A 21,016-nucleotide genomic window follows, 5' to 3' on the forward strand; every position below is an offset into this window, starting at 1 on the left:
TTCAACAGGCATCCATAATATGGTGATCTTCTAAAAACGGGAGAATTACGCCGCTGTAATAAAATTGAAAGCGGCGTTTTTCTAGCATCTAAGCCCAAATATTATTATTTTCCTGAAAATCAAGACCTACACGTGTTTGCGAAGAACCGAATTTATGTAGCAAATTAAGAGCATATTCATAGCGAAGTTCAGCAATAGCAAAAGCCTGTAACGTTTTCATCACAAGTGGCTTACCTGCAACTGTTATATCTTCACGCACACCTGTAAGCGATATCTTATAATCATCACCATAGCACCCTAATGCTCCGGCATAAAATGTATCCCAAGAAGGGTTATCGCTGCCTAACCAGTACGCTTTGGGTATACCATCGACATTAAGATAAATATATTCATTACGATTCGCCTTTCCATTCGCAGTTTCCAACTTAACACTCTCAAACTTTACGGCTTTAAAAACTAAATGAGACTCTCCAATACGTGACTGCCACTGAGCAATTTTTTGTCCTGGTACCAGATCACATGCAGGGGTAATGCATACCCATATTTCCCCTTCAATATTCAATACAGTACCAGTTATAAGGTGATTATTACTGACAGGCATAGAACAAGAAAAAGCATTAAGGTGCCCTAAGGCCAAATCCTTTTTACCTATACACTCATTGAAGAATTTTTGAACAAATCTTTGGGCATCTGCTTGGCAATCGATTTTAGCAACAGCCATGATTTTTTTAGAGAAATCACGAAGAACCAAACGTGAGGCTGTGGCCAGTTGCTCCCAATGCAGATTAATCGCCTTATCATGTGCAGAGTCGTTATCAGCATTTTGAAGCAGATTATATAACCAGCCAGCTTGAGCATATCGATTACTAATAATTCTCGATGCTTGCTCAATTCCTTTTTCGTCCAACTCATAGCGCATTTTTGCCATCAGTAGATGCATTGGTGACGCATTATGCTTAGTCAAAGCAGTACTAAGCGAACCTATGAGTTCATCTTCTGGATCCTCAGCACTCTTTCTGATAACAGAAATAAACGTTTTACCTGTGCTAATAAAATTAGTATCTGCATCCCAATACCACTGCAAATCCACTCGAGCATCGGCCTCGAAAGTTACTCCATTTGTTTTTAATATGTCGGCAAACCGCCATTTCATGAGATCAATATATGACAGTCCTGCTTCCCCAGCTACTTTATTTATATCTGTAATGAAAGCATTCAAAGGATGTGCTGGCTTACGTGGGTTAATACACTTTTCAGGTTCTGGCGAAAAATAAATATCAAAAATAGTTCGTAAATTGATATCTACATCAATCCACTGATAAGCCCTACCCTCTTCATTTGCATCCATCCACTCTTCCATCTTATTAACAACCGTTTCAGATGGAAGAAGAGGATGAGAGGACTCAATACGAATAAAATCTTTCAGAATTTCTACAAATACAGTTTCGATCTCACCTACATACCCTTTTGTATGCACCAGTGTAAGATTATAGTGATTATTCTGGTCAAGTGATTGGAGAATCTTTCTAGCACGCATACCATCATCTACGGCTGTATCACCATCAAGGTGATAGTCTAGAACAATCAAATCACTATGATGAATATGTGGCGGTATTTCCTCAGTTCCTCCAAAGTTCGGAGTGTGTCCATCAAAAACATCAATACTCCACTGATAGCTGGCATGACACATGGCAATAATTTTCTTGAGCCGTTCAATATTTGCACTGTTCGTTTCAGCTACAGTTGCTATATTCTCGCCCAAAGGCCGATTTTGTATGTCTATTAGCGATAAAAGTGTTGGGTACTCGTCATCGATAACAGTAACGTTACGAATCGGATTTATAAAAGCTTCCTTTATCAGATCAGGATAAGTCAGTGTCATTTCAGTCATTGGTTAATCCTTTAAAAGCAATCACAAAATTAGCACCACTAAGCACTTTAAAATCCTCTCTGGCTTCATAACGAATACTATGTCCACCAGCCATCAGATTCTGTTTACAAAGATAAAGCCCTACGCCCCTACCGCCTTTTTGTTTACGTGTAAAGAACAATGTAAATAGACTATCTAGATCATCGCTATCCACGCCAGGGCCATCATCACATATAAAAACTTCATTATTATCAAATGTCAGGAAAATCTCTTTTTTATTATCATCTCGCCGCTGCACCCAATATATTGAATTATTAATTATATTTATGAACACCGGATATATGCGTGATTGCAAATCCATGAGGGACATCTCTCTGAATGCAGGTGTACATGAAAGCTGAATACCTGCTGACGCAAGTTGCTTTGAAAAATACCCAATAATGTACTCTTCAATTCCTGCACCTGTTATTCTCTGAATCTCTTTTTTTCCAGATAGCTTGAGTGGTGATAGGAAGTTAAGTTTATCCATTAGAGAGCTATGGCAATGTAAAGCTCTCTCAATATTTTTCTGCTGAGATAGTGTTAGCTCACCATCACTAATAACTTTCAGAGCGTGTGTCAGCTCCTGATCTAAACCATCAAGTTCATGTCCGATAATTTCAACCGTTATGCCAAGTTGGGCTAATGAGTGCAACCGCGCTAACTCATCTCGATAACGGACAGTCTCGTTCATGCTATGAATGGCTAAACTTTCTAAGTCTATTTGTTCATTGATACGTTCAAGGGCTGTTACATACGGAGATAGCTTCTGAGCGTTTTCGATTTCTATTTTCTGTTGTTCTGCATCCAGCTTCTCAAGCACGATAGGCAATGTAATGTTAGCGAGCTTCAAGTCCTCAAGGCTTTCCTCCATAATAAGCTTATACTGCTCGCGACAGTGCCGAATAAGCTCCTCCAGCTCAACCTGCTGTTTAAGGAGCATTTCTTTACCACGAGCAGCATAACGGCTAATTGCATTATTGATGCTTGAAAGCTTACTGCGATAGACCTCATATGCCTTTTCGTAGTCACTTTTCTGAGTAGAATCTGCGATAGCTTTATTTATCACGTAAGTCAGATCTTTAATGATCTCTTTGCAGCGTAATTCCTCTTTCCTATAAGTACGGTATTCATCCTCCAACCGCCCTAGATTTGTAGGTAAAGGACTTAATGAGTAACCTTGAACTGTTTCAGAAAAATCGTCAGTTGTTTTCTTAAGAGCCTGAAGATCATCGATAGAGTCCAAGCTAAGCCTTCCAGCAAGACTCTCACTGAATTCAGATAGCGTTGATACCAAAGCGGTGAGTGAACCCATGTTACGCTTTATTGAAGTACGTATACGCTTGCGCTCTTTGTTAAGTAACTTTTTTCTATCTTCCTCAGCCTTTAGCGATGCTTTCTTTTCTTTTATATCTTCAATTGTACTTTTTCTTTCTTTAGATTCACGCCCAAAATATTTATAAGCAGAATCTAGTAGAATTTTCTCGACGATTTCGCGAAATAATTTCGATGCTCGATTTTCAATGAAGCCTTCTCGGCCAGCCTTATCTTTTAAGTTTGAGTTATTCTCACGAGTAATCGCAATGCGCCCAAACATACGTCGGTTAGACCAGAAGTATCGACCCGCATTCTTGGAACGGCGCTCTTCAATTGAGAAATAGTCACTGTCTACTCTCCCATATGGCATTACACGCAGTCCATCGCGGTACACTCTAAGTCCACCATATTTTTCTGACTGCTCTGTAAAAAACGCATGTTGGGAATCGTTTAACGAAGAGCTATTGAAGGTCGATTCATAAGACCCTATACGTAAATGAAAAGGACCAAATGCACTGTCTTTTCTAGTTTTGTAAACCTGCTTTGGTTTTATTACATAGTCTTCAATCCATTCGCCAAATACCTTAATTCTCCCCTTAAAATAGCCTTCGGCATCAACCTGACCTTCAATAATATGTTCCAAATCTTCAAGGCTACGTAGATCAAACTCTCTATTTTCACCAATGATTATTCTCGGTGCATTCTTGACCCAACCTGTGACACTGTAAACAAAATCATCTACCAGCGTCTCATCTTCACGAGAGAAAGGGTCCGTAAAATTCGAAAGTGTTTGAAAAAATCTCTCACGAGTACTTTTCTCTGTATCATCAGCTTGATTAAGTGGCGTATTAGACAATTGGATATAGAGATCATACTGTACATCAGCAATAAACATGGCAGTCCCATGTCGGGAATCACCCGACCATACTGACCATTTACTAAAGTGCTCATCTTTGAATACGTCCTGAATCAGCGTATGTTCAATTTTTTCCTGCGTCGTACTTTCCAATCCATCTTCGATTTCCTGCTTACTAAATGCACTCCAAGCATCAGCAATCCTCTTTGTACGTTCTGGATCGTCCGATTCTCCCCAGATATTCCCCATCATTTGGTCAAACAGCAATGGAAGAGCTTCTGATAGATCATTTTTATGACTAAACTCTCTGACCGGTATTCTGACATCGCTCAGATACAAAAAGGGATTTTCAAATAACCGCCAGTCTATAAGCGCCACAACAAAATCACTGTTTTGACGTTTAGAAATTAGTAATAGAAGTGGGCCAAGTGCAGCAGAGGATAATCGTCCAATACCTTTTTGACCTTGCTTGGGGCGCTCAAGAAGACCATCACGGTCGATTTCAGGGATCGAGAAACCATTAGTTTTAGATTCTGTACCAACTATCAACCATTTAGATTCGAATTCATCACGGTTCATCCCGTGCCCATCATCTACAATGGCAGAGATATTCATCTCACCATCAAAAATATGAAGGCTAACCTGTCGGGCATAAGCATCATAAGCATTCTTCCACAGCTCCGATATAGCTGTCGGGCAGTCAGCTATTTGTTCCCGCCCAAGGTGATCAATCGTTCTTGCCCGAGTCTGAAACGTAACATGTTGAGTCATAGTGTACATTCCTTATCACAATCCATTTCCCTAACACCGCTTTCAATCACAGGGGAAGTTTGCATCAATAATAGTTGAATTATTGAAACCAACAGTACCTCGCCAAGCTTCACAGGAACGGCATTTCCGATTTGTTTCGCGACAGACATTGCTCCCCCCAAAAAAGCATAATCATCAGGAAATGTCTGTAATCGCGCAGCATGTCTCAGAGAAATGCCTTGAGGTAGCCACGGATGGACAAAGCGGCCTTTCGAGGGATTATTACACCCCGTAGTAACAGTATTTGATGGAATATGGGGATAAATTCTTCCATAAACATCCAGATGACCACTGTAATTCTTATGACAATTCAACATCCTCCCTGATTCAGTTCTATCACCCAAGAGAGGTGTGTTTTCAAAAAGAGCTGTCAGTTCTGGAGAATGCATCATGTGGACATTGCATGGATCATCAGAAGCAATGGGGTCGCCCCATACTAACGCATCAATGCAGCTTTCTGCATCATTTCCAGTGAACCCAAATTTATCAATAAGTCTCTCTTTCAGCTCTATCAATACTGATTGAGGAGGACGTTCAAACACAGTAGAAGACGTTGCCCATGCTCTTATACCTGATTTGGTATGAGTAGCTTTTGGAGGCCATTCAAAACCATCTGTGCATATATCCTTTCTAACTGCGAGTATGAATGCACGCTTGCGGTTCTGCGGCACACCATAATCTCTCGCATTCAGAATAAAAGGTTTATCACCAACGATGTGATAGTCATGTGCTCTCGTAAGAGCAATAAACTTGTTCAAATACTCCGCATGGCGAGGCCAAAGAAGACCTGGCACATTTTCAACTAAGAAAATTTTCGGTCTTAGATTCTTAACAAAATCAAAGTAGCGTATTAATAGAGCATTTCTTGGATCATCTTTCCCAGCATCATTAATACGATGCGTCGAAAAACCCTGACATGGGGGGCCTCCTAGCAAAATATCAAGCTCACCCTGTTTGATACACTGGTACTTCATCAGGGAATCGATATCAACATCATTGATATCTTGTGAGAACACCTGAGTCTGCGCACCTAGCTTGCCAACAAGGTTACTGTAATATGTCTCAGAGGCCATTTTATCGAGTTCAATTGCAGCCTGAACATCAATACCAGCCTTTAAGGCTGCAAGAGAAAGACCACCCGCTCCTGCAAACAAATCGATCGCTTTCAGTTTATGCATACTTATAATTTTAAAGTTTTGATTTTAACATTATACGCGACATTCGTGGCAAATGTCCTCCGTTGATGTGATCCTAAGCAAAAATCCTAATCTCTTCAGAAACAATGTGATATGAACACACTGGGCTGATGAAAAGCCTCACAGTTTATCCTTGCCCTAAAACTGGTAGAGTCGGAGGCAGTAATGAAGGAACGTGAGTGTAAACTAGGCAACTAAAACGTCACCTTTCTTGTATGACATAACAGATATCGCCCAGTAGTTCTAATGAGGATATATGGAAAATATTGAACACTTTACCTATGATCGACACAAACTCTGGTGTATTCATTGCGGCTCCCCCATTAGTGCCGTTCAAACCAATAGGGATCACGTTCCAACCAAAGGGTTACTAGACAGACCTCTTCCCCCGCATGTACCACAAGTCGAAATATGCAAGGAATGTAATACAGGCTTCTCGTTAGATGAAGAATACTTCGTTACTTTCCTGAGTTGCATACAATCAGGAACCACAGAGGCTTCAGCGCAGAGAAACCCAAAAATCGCGAGGGCACTAGCTCGCAACCCATCGTTAGTGGCTCGGTTAGAAGCAGCTAAGCAATTTCAAATCGACGTAAATGGCGAACAGCAGATTATTTGGCAACCTGAGATAAATCGTATACATCGGGTTATTTTGAAGAATGCCAGAGGCCATGCATTCTACGAGTACGGAGAACCAATGTTGGACGATCCGATCTCTATCAGCGCAATTCCGCTGATATCTATGAATCACGATCAACGTAACGATTTTGAAAAAGCTGGTGGCTCCTTTACTGGATGGCCTGAAGTCGGTAGTAGAATGATGACTCGTGTTATGACAGGTCAAGACTTAAATGATGATGGCTGGATTAATGTTCAAGATAACATTTATCGGTATATAGTATTTCAACAAGACCTACTGACCGTCCGTTCAGTCATTCATAACTATCTCGCAACAGAGGTCGTTTGGGAATAAAGATGCAACTAATTTGGCCACGAACGACCAATCCCATACTCGTCCCTGCTAAAACTGATATCGTCCTCCTATACCTCTTTCCATTTGCTCTAACATGTAGCTAGCTTAGATAGTCGTCTACACCACCACTTCGATATCAGCATTAACTGTGATCACCTGATAGTAAAACTGGTCTAGAAAGCCAGACACAGCACCAGCACCTAAACTTTAGATAGTAGGTAACAGCTAACTCATCGAGTATAATCAAACAGATAGAGCACTCACCATCACACTACACAGAAATGATTGCCTACTTATATCACCCTTGGTACGCGCCTTGGTAACGATTCAATCAACTCACTGATAAATAAAGAGACAGCATAATCCAGATCAGATAAACAGACCTGTGATAACTAGCCTCAGATAGCAGCATCAACCAAAGTGAGTACAGGCGTGAGTATGAAAATAGAATTAAATAATAAAAACATTAAATATCAATGTAATAAATAAGTAATCACGACTCAACGTCTAAATAGAATTTGTTGTTTCATGAGGTTTCACTGAATCTCATGAATGTGAACAAAAACCATAAAATCCACGCGCTTGCGTGGATTTTTTTATTATGTCTCAGATACTCTTATATAAACGTGGCTAAAAGTGAACAAGGTTCTTTCATTATTTGTATATCAGATCTCCAAACCTTAATACGAATACAGTGCATCCCTGTGTATCCAATTCCATTTGCTCATAATTTACTCACTGTGGTGCAATATCGCGATGTATTCAAGATGCTAGGCTATTTGGCCACAACGGTTTTATTAGCTAGTTCCAATGCAACATCAATAAAAGCCTTGGTTGCCGCTGTCTGCCATGCCCCTCTTCGCTGCATTAATACCGCCGTTCTTCCCAATTCCCAGCCAGTAACAGGAAGTGCTACCAGGTCATTATTTTGTATAGCAATCGTGGCAGGAAGTAGGGTTGAGAGTGATGTCCGGCGGATCACCTCAAGCACAGCACTAATTTCATTCATCTCTATCTGTACCTTAGGGTGCAGTCCTACTTGAAGAAAATTACGATCAATATGCGTACGCGTAGCATACTCCTGACTGAGAAGGATGAGTTTCTCATTGTTGAGGTCATCAATAGTCACATTTTTTCGCTGTGCCAGGGGATGATGGTTGGCAACTATCAGCGCCAGAGTTTCGGTCAGCAGAGTCTGTGATTCAATTTCTTTACAATCACCGTTATAAAAAGCAATTCCTGCATCCAAATCATTATTCAATAATAGACTTTCTATTCTCTCCTGCGACATTTCTTGGACTTGTAAATTAATATTTGGAAAGCGTGCATAAAACTCTGCCACCAGCGGTCCGATAAAATAGGAGGTAAAGGTGGGTGTGGTAGCAACACGTAGCGATCCTCGGCTGAGATCTTCCACATCATGAATAGCTCGTTTCCCTTCATCTAAAGCCCGGAATGCACGGCGTACATATTGTAGATAGACCTCCCCTGAGTCCGTCAGCCGAATATTGCGCCCACTACGATCAAACAACTGGGTATCAAGACTTTCTTCCAATAGCTTGATCTGCTGAGACAAGGCGGGCTGTGATACATGCAGTGCTGCAGCTGCTCTTGTAAACCCTTGGTGCTCTGCAACAGCAAGAAAATAGCGAACATAACGGACATTCATGGCAATGACCCATAAGATTTTTGAATTGCATAGATTATAAATCAGTCTTTTATCTTATAAAACAAAAGGAATAATCTTCACCGCATCCCATAGCAAGAAAGAGAATTCTCCATGAAAGAGATTATTGACGGTTTCCTGAAATTCCAACGTGATGCATTTCCTGAACGTGCTGAATTGTTCAAAAGTCTGGCCACACAACAAAGTCCGAAAACACTGTTCATTTCCTGTTCAGACAGCCGCATGGTGCCAGAACTGGTTACTCAGCGTGAACCCGGTGACCTGTTTGTGATCCGTAATGCCGGCAACATCGTTCCTTCTTACGGCCCAGAGCCCGGAGGTATATCGGCCTCTGTAGAATATGCCGTTACGGCACTGAAAGTGACGGATATCGTGATTTGTGGTCATTCTGACTGCGGTGCGATGACCGCGATTGCCAAATGCCATTGCCTAGACCATATGCCTGCCGTCAAGCACTGGTTGCAGTACGCAGATTCAGCAAAAGTAGTGAATGAATCTCGTGAATACAAAGATATACATGATAAAACCATTTCTATGGTTCATGAGAATGTCGTTGCTCAACTGGCCAATATCCAAACTCACCCATCGGTTCGCCTCGCTCTTGAGGAAGGCCGTCTGACAATTCATGGTTGGGTGTATGACATCGAAAGTGGCCTGATTTCTGCTTTTGATCGTGCATCTCGCCAGTTTGTTTCCCTGGCTGCGAATCCAAATGTTCGTGCCGTTCCTGCTCATAACTGATTAATTTATAAAAAGAGGTATTACCGTGATTCAGTCACAAATTAACCGCAATGTTCGTCTGGTACTGGCAGATCAAATTCTGGATATTAAAGCGAAAAAAGATCTATCGTTTGCCGAGATTGCTGACGAAACGGGTTTATCCGAGGCGTTCGTTACTGCTGCACTTTTAGGGCAGCATCCGCTGCCAGCAGAAGTTGCGCAGATTGTTGGTCAAAAACTAGACCTCGACAGTGATGCCGTCAGACTGCTGCAAACCATCCCGGTACGGGGCAGTATCGACGATCGCATTCCTACCGACCCGACCATGTACCGTTTTTACGAAATGCTGCAAGTTTACAGCACCACTCTGAAAGTGCTGATTCACGAGAAGTTTGGTGACGGCATTATCAGCGCGATCAACTTTAAACTAGATGTGAAAAAAGTTGCTGACCCAGACGGAGGTGAGCGCGCAGTCATTACTCTGGACGGGAAATACCTGCCAACTAAACCGTTTTAACTGGTATTGAAACAAATACGGCGGATATTGCTATTCGCCGTCCTCATCAAGGAACACGATGTCCTCAAGTCATGATAGCGCCCATCAACCAGCCATAATGCTGACATCCTGCAATCTTACACCACGACAAAAAACATTATTTAAGCCACCTTTACGCCTCTTAAAGCCAGAGAGGAATCAACCATGAGTCAGGGGAAAAACAATAGTCTGATGCTGCTGGTTCTGGTATTGATTGGCCTGAATATGCGCCCGCTCTTAACTTCTGTTGGCCCGTTACTACCTCAGCTACAACAAGCCACTGGCATCAGCTTCGGCGTTGCCTCACTGCTTACGGCGCTTCCTGTCGTAGCAATGGGTATCATGGCTCTGACTGATGGCTGGATGGGCAAATATTTCAATGAGCGCAACAGTGTGGCACTGAGCTTATTGATGATCGCCATTGGCGCTTTGTTACGCGAAAGCGCTCCGCGCAGTAGCCTCTTACTCAGTAGCGCACTCCTTGGGGGTATTGGTATCGGTATGATTCAAACTATCATGCCGACGATTATCAAACGTCTATTTAGCCAGCGTATGCCACAAGTCATCGGCTTATGGTCTGCTACGTTAATGGGTGGCGGCGGCTTGGGAGCAGCCTTGACACCCTGGCTGGCGCAGCATAGTTACCTCTGGTATCACGCGTTGGCTTGGTGGGGATTACCGGCCATCATTGCGCTTATTGGTTGGTGGCTGCAATGCAACCCCCTGAATTCAGTCGCGCATATCTCTGCATCTACGTTACCCGTTCGCATACATATCAGCCCGCGGGCGTGGGTATTAGGTTTATATTTCGGCCTAATTAACGGCGGTTACACCAGCTTGATTGCCTGGTTACCACCTTACTATATACAACTCGGCTTCAGTGCTCAGTCTAGCGGTAGTTTACTGGCGTTAATGACACTCGGGCAGACGTTGGGGGCATTAATTCTGCCGATGTTGGCAAATCGTCAGGACAGAAGAGGATTATTGTTACTCACGTTAGTATTACAACTCATTGGTTTCTGTGGTTTTATCTGGCTACCACAGCAGTTCTCCATACTATGGGCTGTGGTCTGCGGTATTGGGCTTGGGGGGGCATTCCCTTTATGTTTAGTGCTGGCTCTTGACCATTCCCCCCACAACGAAATTACCAGGCGATTGGTGTCCTTTATGCAGGGAGTGGGTTTTATTATCGCCGGGCTTTCGCCATATTTATCCGGTCTGCTGCGAAGTTTGAGTGGAAACTATCTACTCGACTGGATGCTTCATGCTGGATGCATTATTGGGCTGATAGTGCTGACTTTGCGTTTTACGCCATCGCGCTATCCGCAGCAATGGCGAACCCTACCCCCATAAACGAAGAAAAACAGGTCTGATATCAGTAACTATTATGTAGCTTCCCAGAACGTGGCTAACGAAAGTTGCCGCGCTCTATTAAGGAAATCACTGTTACAGTCTTCTCCTGCATCAACTTTTACAGCAACAGCTCACGCAACAAGAATTTTTTAATTTTGCCCGAAGCGGTGCGCGGTAAATGGTCCACCAGCTCTAACCGTTCGGGATATTTATACTTGGCTACTCGTCTGCTGCGAAAGAAATCAACCATCGCGGCAAAGGTTAAGGGCACGCTAGGGTCACGGAGTACCACATAAGCACAGGCTCTTTCACCGAGTCTGTCATCCGGCATCGCCACCACACCCACATCCTGAACCAAAGGGTGCAATAGCAAGATTTCTTCTACCTCGCGACTGCTAATATTCTCACCGCCGCGAACAATAATATCTTTCTTCCGCCCGGTTATTTTGATGTAGCCCTCTTCATCCATTCGACAAAGGTCGCCACTGTAATACCAACCTTCCTCATCTAATGCCTGAGCAGTAAGTTCCGGTTCCCCCAGATAGCCTACAAAGACATTAGGGCCACGAGACGCTTCTTCGCCCTCTTCACCATAAGCAATGGTTTTGCGCGCTTTATCGACAACTTTTATTTCGACGCCAGACACCGCGGTGCCATCGGTATTAACCACCCGCGATAGCGGATCATCAAGTTTAACCACCGCATGAGGTGAGCTTTCTGTAGCACCGTAAACACTCAGTAATTTTATTCCGGCCTGTAAACAGTCACGGGTAATCTGTTTTGGGATGGTCGTGCCGCCACACAAAAAGAAGCGCAATGAAGAGATATCGTAAGGTTGTTGCTGCACAGTACACAACAGGTCGTAAACAAAGGGCGTCGCACCCATCACGCAAGTGCATTTTTCTCGCGCTAATAATGTCAGACAGTCGATAGGATTAAAGATATCCAATAGCACGCTGCGAGCACCAATGATAAAAGGCGCAGTCACACCATGCAGAAATCCGGTCGCATGCCCCAGCGGCGCAGGCATCAAGATGATATCCATCCAGCTCAAATTCAGTGTTGCACAATAAGCGCGCTCGCTCGCCAGCACATTATTATGCGTGAGCATCACACCTTTAGGGACACCCTCGGTGCCGGAAGTAAACAGCACCACAGCCAATTCGTCGCCATGAACCTTCACCGGATTTTCCAATGGGGAATAATCGCGCAGCAATTGGCTGAGTGATGGCAATGATGTTGCCGGGGCCAGCTTATCCACCGCCACCACTTGCTGTAGATAAGGAAGCTGGGAACGTAGCGGTGCAATCATCGCCACTGGATCAGTATTTTTAAACAGGGTTGGAACGAATAAAACCCGAGCCTGGCTCTTATTTAGCGTCCAGATAAGTTCGGTTTCGCGATATGCGGGCAGCAGAGGAACCGAAACGGCACCGGTTTTGAGGCAAGCCAGATAGATCAGGGTGAATTCACTCCAACCCGGAAGCTGAAAGGCGACTCTATCACCGGGTTGAATACCGCAGTCCAGCAAATAAGTGGCAAGACAGGCAGCAGCCCGATCCAATGCGGCATAAGTATATGACGCCCCTTGATTATCAAGGACAGCTATCTTTGCCGGGGCAACTTTAACGGAATGATGCCAATAATCAGCCAGTGAAGCATCGCCCCAGTAACCCTGCCGCCGATACTCTTCCTTGCGTGCATCATTAAGTTTAATGGTGACAGTCATTCTTTTATCTCACTTATTAACAGCAACTGCGCGGTGTAGTTGTCTAACTAATCGTTCTTGTGATGCAGGAAGATGGCCTACGAATAGGCCGGATATGAGAACAATCAATGCGGGGTTAGCCGAAACGGAATTCAACACCAAAAGTACCCTGCGGATATTCCCATTTTTCCAAAATTGTATCGCCACAGAGCACTCGGCAAGTGCCGCATTCCAGACATCCGGCATAATCAAAATGAATATTGCCATCGCTATCTTGCTTGTAGAGCCCCGCAGGACAGGCATTAATCAGCTTGCGGAAGTGTTCTCGGTCAGGGTTATCAACCAGTACAATGTGCGGATTACTTTCATCCACGCGAAATTTATTAATGCCCAGTTTTACATCGACATTGACGGTATTTTTACTGTTCATAGTGCCGTTGCCCCCTTGATTCCGTCCTTCAGCAGATTAATCAGCCCGACCTTTTTGGCGTGGTTAAATATCTTCGAACGTATAGGTTTGCTTGGGCTGCCATCAATAATGAACATATCAGCCATGATGTCGGCGACCATGCGAGGGTATTGCGTAAACATCCGTGGGTTTTCCATCATGGCTGGCATCTTGCGAAAATGATGCATATCCTGCATCACAAAGCTCTGTTCCAGTTTTTTCTTGTAACCCATCAGCCCATTAGCAGAGAAATCCTGCTGTTTTTTCGCTTCAATGGCAGTCAGTGCGGCAGCTTCTGCCGATGCAATCGCCAAATCCATACCGCGAATGGTATAGCCTAAATTTAAACAGAGCCCCGCAGCATCACCGACAATCATCACGCCATCACTCACCAGCGGCGGTATCATCGCTAACCCGCCCTCAGGCACCACATGGGCTGAATATTCCAGCAATGTGCCACCTTGAATCAACGGACGAATGGCTGGATGCTGCTTAAAGTCTTCCAACATTTGTGGCACGCTTTTGCTGGCGTGCTCAATGTCAGCCAGCCCGCAAACCAATCCCAACGAGATGGAATCGCGGTTGGTATACAGGAATCCGCCCCCCATCAAACCATTAGAAGGAGACCCGGCAAACAACCAAGCGGCCCCCTCGCCAGCAGAGAGATTGAAGCGATCTTCTATTTGGGATGGCGACAGCGCAATCACCTCTTTGACCCCTACGGCATAATGATGAGGCGACGGCGGCGGCACCATTCCAATCGAGCGTCCCAGCAGCGAATTAACGCCATCAGCCAAAATGACAATATTCGCTTCCAACGAATCTTCGCCAGCCTGTACACCAGTGACCCGATTGCCATCACGGAGTAAAGCATCGACTCTGACGCCGGGGATAAATTGCACGCCCGCTTCTTCAGCCTTTTCCATTAACCAAGGATCGAACCGATTGCGCAACACGGTGTAAGAGGCTTTAAGTGGAATATCCGGCTGTTCACTATGGAAATCCAAGGTGACGGCGCTTTCATCAGTGAGAAACGAAATCTTTTCTTTAGTGACTTTACGCTCGACCGGAGCCTCTTGTGCAAAGCCCGGCATAATCTTCTCCAGACTGTGTGCGTAGAGACGCCCTCCGGTCATGTTTTTACTTCCGGCGGTATTCCCGCGCTCAATGACCAGGACATCCAGCCCCGCTTTAGCCATGACATAGCCCGCAATACAACCCGCGACCCCAGCGCCGACGACGATGGCATCGAATTTTTCTTCCGACATTGCTTGACTCCTTACCCCGCCACGATTTCCGCTATCTTGCGCGGTGCCTGAGTGACACCGCAAAATAAGGGAGCAAACAGTGGCAAAGTACTCAGGTGGTTAACGGGATAATTGCTCAATAAGGGCGGGGACTACTTTGTAAATGTCCCCCACCAGGCCATAGTCGGCATATTTGAAAATAGGTGCGTTTTTATCTTTATTGATAGCAACAATCGTTTTCGCGCCATTGCCCCCGACCATGTGCTGAATCTGCCCGGAAATGCCCAACGTTAAGTAGAGATCGGATTTCAGCAACACACCGGAGACCCCGATATAGCGTTCACGCTCCATCCAGTGTTCACCTTCAGCTATCGGACGTGAGCATCCTACTTCTGCACCTATCACCGTCGCCAATTCCTGCACCATGCTAAGGTCAGCCTGTGAAACCAAACCACGGCCAATCCCCACCACCCGCTTGGCTTTACTTAGATCGACACTGCTCAGTGACTTGCTACGGCGCTCCTTACACAGAATTTCCTGGCGCGGAGTAACATAATTTGCCTGATAAACAGCGCAGTCATGAGAAGGGTTTGCCGCAATGGGTTCGACCGCTCCCGGCGCTAGCGTGACAATGGCAATCGGCGTAATAATTTTCTCTCTGCCAAAGGCCAACCCACCATACATGCGGTGTTCAGCACAGGTACCTTCATCATTGACTGACAATGAAGTGACATCATTAACCACCGCCGCGTCGAGTAAAACCCCCAATCTGGCCGCCAGTGCTTTACCACATTTGGTTGCTGACATCAGGATCAAGGTGACGGGCGAATGTTGAGCTGCGGGTTTTTCTATCAGAGAAACCAAGGTTTCAGCATAATTTTCTACTCGCTGTAGCGCAGATTGTTCTGCCAAAACATAGAGGACGTCTGCACCTAGCGGCTTAATCGCCGGAACGGCTTCAGCGCCCTGAACCAGAACGTTAACCTGCTCTCCCCACTGACGCGCACCGGCTAATAACTCGGCGTAGCGAACAAGATTGTCGCTGAACACCCATACATTGGTTAATTTACTCATAATCATTTTTCTCCGTATCGGGTTAGTTCAGCACTTTTCTTAAGTGCTCTGCCAATTCAGCAATGGCTTCTGAAGAGTCATTTTCAATAATGATGTGTTTACGTTCGGCCTGCGGTGGCACTTGGATATTGACCAGTTCGGTATAGGGTTGAGTTGGCGTCCAATCGATATCGCTGGCTTTCCAGTGGGTTACCGGTTTTTTGCCCGCACCAAGAATGGCTTTCATGGAGGGAACTTTAGGGACGTTAATATCCGAAGTCACACAGAGCACCGCTGGCAAGGGTAACTCCAGCACTTCAACTTCCTCTTCCAAAGTACGTTCAATCAGAACCCGTCCATCTAGCAACTGAATATGACTGACGGCATTAACTGTAGGAAGTTGCAGCATTTCGCCGACCAATAGCCCCACCTGCTGGGCATATAAATCACCAGAGCCTTCACCAAATAGCAGCAAATCAAAACCTATTTTATTAGCTGCGGTTGCCAAAACCTGAGCAGTATCTTTAGGCAGCGCGAGCTCCAAAGCAGCATCCTGAAGCAAATACAATTCATGCGGGCCGCGCGATAAAACGTCTTTACGCACTTTAGTATTTTCTAAGTATTTTCCTCCCACGCTGAGCGCCATTACCTGACCATCATCACCAGACAATTGCATTGCTGCTTCAATAGCATTCAAGTCGAATTGGCTTATTTTAGGATCAGCACGATCAAAACTGAGTTGGTGCTCAGCGGTCACTACAATGTCTTGCTCTTCAGGTACCAGCTTAAAACAGGTTATAATTTTCATAGTATTTCCTATTATCTCAAACGGATATATAAGGCTAATGATGATATATTGATACTGAGTCAGGAAAATAACGACATGATAATATGTTTTAGTTACCAACTATCTTGCAAAAAAACAGCGCAGAGATATCAGAGTGTCGATTATTTATTTTCAACTTGCACTCTCACGTTATATATAAAGATAAAATTGCGATAAAACCCACATTAATAGATAGAGAAAACCAGTAAGAAAATATGTAATAATCATCAAAAAATGTGATGTATGTTTGAGAAAAAATCCTTACTTGCTATGCAAAAATAAAATTAAATGCTCATTGTAAAAACTCTGTTTTAATTTTGTATATTATCAGTCAAATCAGATACCGCCATAACGTGTAAAACCGTCAATAATTGGTAAACTTGGTATTTTAAAACAAACTTCCCACCAGCATATTATCTTGCACGGCGCACAAACAATCTTGTTTTAGCATGCTAAATTCATGGTATATCTGGTTATCTGTTGCATGAAAATGACGGGTGTTCATCTCACAGTTAAATATGGAGGTAGCCATGTATCAGCGCTGTTTTGACAATAAGTCAGATGCCATTTTTGAAAACGGACTCACACCTAAGCTCTCCAGATATGTGGTTAGCGACGATCCAAACTGGGAATCAGGTCATCATATGCATGAAGCTGAAACCGAGCTAATCTACGTAAAAAAAGGGGTAGTCAAACTGACCATTGATTCATCAAACTATGTTGCTCAAGCTGGTGATATTATTGTTATTGAACGTGGTTGCTTGCATGCCCTGGCCTCTGACACCGAGTCGCCCGCGACGACCTATGCCTGTGCAGTGTATGGATTTAAAATAAATGGGCTTGAAGATAACCGAATAATGCAGCCCAATTCCTACCCCGTGGTTTCTGCCGTTAAAAACAAAGACGTTATACATGAAATCAGTATGCTATTACCGCAACAGAAAGATAATCTTTCATCATCAGTCTATGATGCATTTGGCTCTCTTCTGACCGTTATATTTTATGAGAATTTCAAAAGCGCCTACCGAACCAATACTGGCAATATAATCAAAGACGTCTTGGTAAAAGACATTCTGATTTATTTAAACAATAATTACAGAGAAAAAATAACCTTAGAACAATTAGCAAAAAAATTTCGGGCCAGTGTGAGTTATATCTGTCATGAATTTAGTAGAGAGTATCGGATTTCGCCTATAAACTATGTTATTAAGCGCCGTATAACCGAGGCAAAATTTGCATTGACCAATACCGATTTGTGCTTAAATGAAATTTCTTTCCGGGTTGGCTATGAAAATGTCGATCACTTCACGAAATTATTTATTCGGCATGTCGGCTGTTCGCCTTCTGAATATCGCAAACAATTCAAAAGTGACCTTAACAGAGAAGAATATATAGCAGAATTTGGCGAACGCTCAGAAATGCTAACGTGAGATTAATGGCAAATTCAATGGCTTTACCTCAAATTCAATCCGTTCACATTTGATGCAGTGAACGGATTGTCAAAGCGAGTTACTTATTCTGATAGTCTTTTAGGATCTGACGGCCAGCAATATAAATCATTATTTCATCAGTCCCGCCCCCAATCCGCTCGCACCGAACATCGCGCCAGAATCGGGAAACACGCGCATCATCGGTATAACCGAGTCCACCCATAATTTGTATTGCATCATCAATGACTTCAAGTGCAGTACGAGCACAATATAATTTGCACAAAGCCGCGCTGGTTCTTAACGACTGATGCATATCAGCCTGCCATGCCACTTTTAACACCATATTGCGCATGTTTTCTATTTTCACTGCCATTAGTACTAATTTTTCCTGAATCATTTGATTATGGCCAATTGGCTTACCAAACTGAATACGCTGGTTGGCATATTTGGCGGCATCCTCAAAAGCACATTCAGCAAAACCGGTGCTGCGAGCCGCATTAATCAGGCGCTCCATCTCAAAGTTATACATAACATTCAGGAAGCCCATTCCCTCTTCGCCAACCATATCGCTTTCATCTACTTCGACATTGTCGAGATAGACTTCACACGTGCTCAGCATGTGCCAGCCAATTTTATGCAATGGGTTGATTTTAATACCAGGGCGATTCGACTCAACCCACCACAGTGTAAAGGCTTTTTTAGGATCTTGCGGTTCAGGGTCTCGCGCTAGCACCAACATATAAGGGTATTCTTTTGCCCCGGTGATAAACGTCTTCTGACCATTCAAATACACTTTGCCATTCTTACGTGTGTAACTGGTCGTGGCACTGTTATTGTCTGAACCCGCACCGGGCTCGGTAAGGGCCAAAGCATAAGCCGGATCACCGGTTGCTAATGTACTTTCCGCCGTTTTCCGCAATTGTTCCGGCGAACCAAATCGCATCATACTGTGAATACATTGCCCATTAGTAATTAGAAATGCCGGTGCGCCGCATTTTGAGACTTCCATTAGCGCCAGCATTTGCGTGACATAATCAGCAGGGATCCCGTTATATTCCTCTGGTACCCCTAACAGGGAAATACCGTTATCGGATAACGCCCGCATAAACTCTTTGGGATAAGTTCCTGTTTGGTCACAGGTCCTGAAATACTCTTCGGGGAAGTCATTAGTAATGAGTTCCCGAATACTGGCCAGCAATAACTCTTGCTCTTCGGTTAAGCTAAAATCCATATTCTTCACTCCCCTACATTAGTTATCTTCAGGCAAAATAAATCCCATGACGTTATCGTAAAACATCCTTTCATCCATTAATTTGAGATTACTGGATATAATAGGTTTGAAGTCCATTTGCGATAACACATCCCGTTCCAGATCAACGCCGGGGGCAATTTCAACTAAATGCAAACCATCTTCTTTTAATGTAAATACCGCACGCTCAGTGATATAACGAACATCTAAGCCACGCTCTAGCGCAATTTTCCCACTAAATGTTATTTCCGGTATTTCTTTAATGAATTTTTTGACTCGCCCTTCTTGGACAATTTTCAGTGTTCCTTCACTGACTTCTGTTTTTAGACTGCCTGCAGTTAATGTTCCGCAAAATATAATTTTCTTCGAGGTGGCACTGATATCAATAAAGCCACCGGTGCCCATAATTTTGCCATTGAATTTATGCACGCCAACATTACCCTGTTGGTCTATTTCAGCAAAACTCAAATAACAAACATCCAGACCACCGCCGTGATAAAAATCAAATTGCGAGGTCATATCCAGAATAGCGCGGGTATTAACATTGGCACCAAAAGCCACACCTTGTGTTGTAATACCACCTATTGGGCCGGTCTCTACCGTCAATACAAAATCATCAGCGCAACCTTCTTCTCTGGCAACCAGACCGATACCATCCGCAATACCCACTCCCACATTACCGACGGCCCCTTTACGCATTTCAAACAGTGCACGGCGGGCAACTAACTTGCGCTGGTTCAGCGGAATCGTCATCTTGGTACTATCATCCAACACAAAATCACCGGAAATAAAGCGGTTAACCGGCGCTCCACCATAGAGTTGAGTTTGTGCTGGGTCGACAACCACTATATCGATGAGATAACCGGGAATTCTGACAGATTTAGGATGAAGAGTGGCTTTCTTAACCATCTTCTGCACTTGCATCATCACAATACCGCCATTGTTATGTACGGCCTGTGCGATGACCAAGGCATCCAGATACATTACTTCATCTTCAAAAGATGCATAACCTTCACTATCACAAGTCGTGGCACGTATAAAAGCAATCGTTGGTGCGATGGCTTTATAAAACAGGTATTCCTGATCATCAATTTTAACCAATTTAATCAGATCTTCTTTGGTCACTTCATTGAGTTTCCCCCCTTGCTGGCGTGGGTCAACAAATGTACCGATACCTATATTAGTTAAAATACCGGGTTGGTGAGCAGCAGATGCCCGAATAACCTGAGTTAAAACACCTTGCGGATAGTTATAGGCACTAATCTTATTTTGTTCAGCCAAATCAGAAATACGTGGCGATTGCCCCCAATGACCACAAAGTGCCCATTTGACCAATCCCTCTTGAGCCAGTGGGCTAATGCCTCTTTCTGCCCGGTCGCCTAACCCTGTTGGGCTAATTAAAGATAAATCACGAGGTGACTGCGTATTTTTATATTGCTCAGCTAAGGCTGTAATTAAGGTTGTTGCTTCAAGAATCCCACCACCTGCACCTAATACGCAAAGTGTCGCTTCATCCGGAATATATTTTACAGCATCCTCAGCGGATAAAACGGGAACCCGACCATTAATTCTTTTCGGTCTTTCCAGTTTCATAATTTCTCCAATTTTATAGATGCGACTAATCATGGCTAAATTAATTTATTTTCATCAAGAGAATAAAACACCATATTGCCGCTAGGGCATTTTAAATAAATATCGG

At 43.8% G+C, this 21,016-nt stretch carries 16 protein-coding genes; 5 read left to right on the plus strand and 11 right to left on the minus strand.

The window, feature by feature from the left end; all coding sequences use genetic code 11:
• Nucleotides 1-88: 88 nt before the first annotated feature.
• The 3 genes from N0H69_RS15465 to N0H69_RS15475 are packed head-to-tail and all read right to left on the minus strand — an operon-like array spanning nucleotide 89 to nucleotide 6,061.
• Nucleotides 89-1,891: a response regulator receiver domain gene (locus N0H69_RS15465; protein WP_050151705.1), complete on the minus strand. Its 1,803-nt coding sequence runs from the start codon at nucleotides 1,889-1,891 to the stop codon at nucleotides 89-91.
• Nucleotides 1,884-4,853: an ATP-binding protein gene (locus tag N0H69_RS15470; protein WP_050151704.1), complete on the minus strand. Its 2,970-nt coding sequence runs from the start codon at nucleotides 4,851-4,853 to the stop codon at nucleotides 1,884-1,886. Before N0H69_RS15470 ends, N0H69_RS15465 begins: the two co-directional genes overlap by 8 nt.
• A complete protein-coding gene (locus N0H69_RS15475) occupies nucleotides 4,850-6,061 on the minus strand; it encodes a DNA cytosine methyltransferase (protein ID WP_050151744.1) in 1,212 nt (403 codons plus the stop codon). The genes N0H69_RS15470 and N0H69_RS15475 overlap by 4 nt, the downstream gene beginning before the upstream one ends.
• Before the next feature lie 283 nt (nucleotides 6,062-6,344).
• On the opposite strand from N0H69_RS15475, the gene N0H69_RS15480 reads away from it, so the two are divergent.
• A complete protein-coding gene (locus N0H69_RS15480) occupies nucleotides 6,345-7,061 on the plus strand; it encodes a hypothetical protein (RefSeq protein WP_050151703.1) in 717 nt (238 codons plus the stop codon).
• Nucleotides 7,062-7,836: 775 nt separating this feature from the next.
• Here N0H69_RS15480 and cynR read toward each other — a convergent pair.
• Nucleotides 7,837-8,730: a transcriptional regulator CynR gene (cynR, locus tag N0H69_RS15485; protein WP_050151702.1), complete on the minus strand. Its 894-nt coding sequence runs from the start codon at nucleotides 8,728-8,730 to the stop codon at nucleotides 7,837-7,839.
• Between the two features lie 111 nt (nucleotides 8,731-8,841).
• Here cynR and N0H69_RS15490 point away from each other — a divergent pair, with 111 nt between their 5' ends.
• The 3 genes from N0H69_RS15490 to N0H69_RS15500 all read left to right on the plus strand — a co-directional run bounded on the left by N0H69_RS15490 (nucleotide 8,842) and on the right by N0H69_RS15500 (nucleotide 11,356).
• Nucleotides 8,842-9,489, plus strand: a complete 648-nt coding sequence (locus N0H69_RS15490) for a carbonic anhydrase (RefSeq protein WP_050151701.1) — start codon at nucleotides 8,842-8,844, stop codon at nucleotides 9,487-9,489.
• 25 nt (nucleotides 9,490-9,514) lie between these two features.
• A complete protein-coding gene (cynS, locus tag N0H69_RS15495) occupies nucleotides 9,515-9,985 on the plus strand; it encodes a cyanase (protein WP_050151700.1) in 471 nt (156 codons plus the stop codon).
• 210 nt (nucleotides 9,986-10,195) lie between these two features.
• The gene (locus N0H69_RS15500; protein WP_151419999.1) at nucleotides 10,196-11,356 is read left to right on the plus strand and encodes a cyanate transporter; all 1,161 of its coding nucleotides are present in this window, start codon (nucleotides 10,196-10,198) and stop codon (nucleotides 11,354-11,356) included.
• Nucleotides 11,357-11,474: 118 nt separating this feature from the next.
• Here the strand turns inward: N0H69_RS15500 and fadK are convergent, their stop codons facing one another.
• The 5 genes from fadK to N0H69_RS15525 form a co-directional block, all read right to left on the minus strand.
• Nucleotides 11,475-13,085, minus strand: coding sequence for a medium-chain fatty-acid--CoA ligase (gene fadK / locus N0H69_RS15505; protein ID WP_050151698.1), 1,611 nt, complete (start codon nucleotides 13,083-13,085; stop codon nucleotides 11,475-11,477).
• A 115-nt stretch (nucleotides 13,086-13,200) separates the two neighbouring features.
• A complete protein-coding gene (locus N0H69_RS15510; protein ID WP_050107304.1) occupies nucleotides 13,201-13,494 on the minus strand; it encodes a ferredoxin family protein in 294 nt (97 codons plus the stop codon).
• Nucleotides 13,491-14,780 (minus strand): FAD-dependent oxidoreductase, encoded by a 1,290-nt coding sequence (locus N0H69_RS15515; protein ID WP_050151697.1) that lies wholly within the window; start codon nucleotides 14,778-14,780, stop codon nucleotides 13,491-13,493. The genes N0H69_RS15510 and N0H69_RS15515 overlap by 4 nt, the downstream gene beginning before the upstream one ends.
• Before the next feature lie 99 nt (nucleotides 14,781-14,879).
• A complete protein-coding gene (locus N0H69_RS15520) occupies nucleotides 14,880-15,833 on the minus strand; it encodes an electron transfer flavoprotein subunit alpha (protein ID WP_050151743.1) in 954 nt (317 codons plus the stop codon).
• Nucleotides 15,834-15,855: 22 nt separating this feature from the next.
• Complete coding sequence (locus tag N0H69_RS15525; RefSeq protein WP_050151696.1) at nucleotides 15,856-16,620, minus strand: electron transfer flavoprotein; 765 nt, start codon at nucleotides 16,618-16,620, stop codon at nucleotides 15,856-15,858.
• A gap of 548 nt (nucleotides 16,621-17,168) precedes the next feature.
• Here N0H69_RS15525 and N0H69_RS15530 point away from each other — a divergent pair.
• Nucleotides 17,169-18,068: an AraC family transcriptional regulator gene (locus N0H69_RS15530; RefSeq protein ID WP_050107307.1), complete on the plus strand. Its 900-nt coding sequence runs from the start codon at nucleotides 17,169-17,171 to the stop codon at nucleotides 18,066-18,068.
• A gap of 79 nt (nucleotides 18,069-18,147) precedes the next feature.
• On the opposite strand, the gene N0H69_RS15535 is transcribed toward N0H69_RS15530, so the two are convergent.
• A complete protein-coding gene (locus N0H69_RS15535; protein WP_050107308.1) occupies nucleotides 18,148-19,299 on the minus strand; it encodes an acyl-CoA dehydrogenase in 1,152 nt (383 codons plus the stop codon).
• A gap of 18 nt (nucleotides 19,300-19,317) precedes the next feature.
• Nucleotides 19,318-20,910: an acyl CoA:acetate/3-ketoacid CoA transferase gene (locus tag N0H69_RS15540; RefSeq protein WP_050122100.1), complete on the minus strand. Its 1,593-nt coding sequence runs from the start codon at nucleotides 20,908-20,910 to the stop codon at nucleotides 19,318-19,320.
• Nucleotides 20,911-21,016: the final 106 nt, after the last annotated feature.

Source organism: Yersinia alsatica, from assembly GCF_025133195.1.
GTDB classification, from domain to species: domain Bacteria; phylum Pseudomonadota; class Gammaproteobacteria; order Enterobacterales; family Enterobacteriaceae; genus Yersinia; species Yersinia alsatica.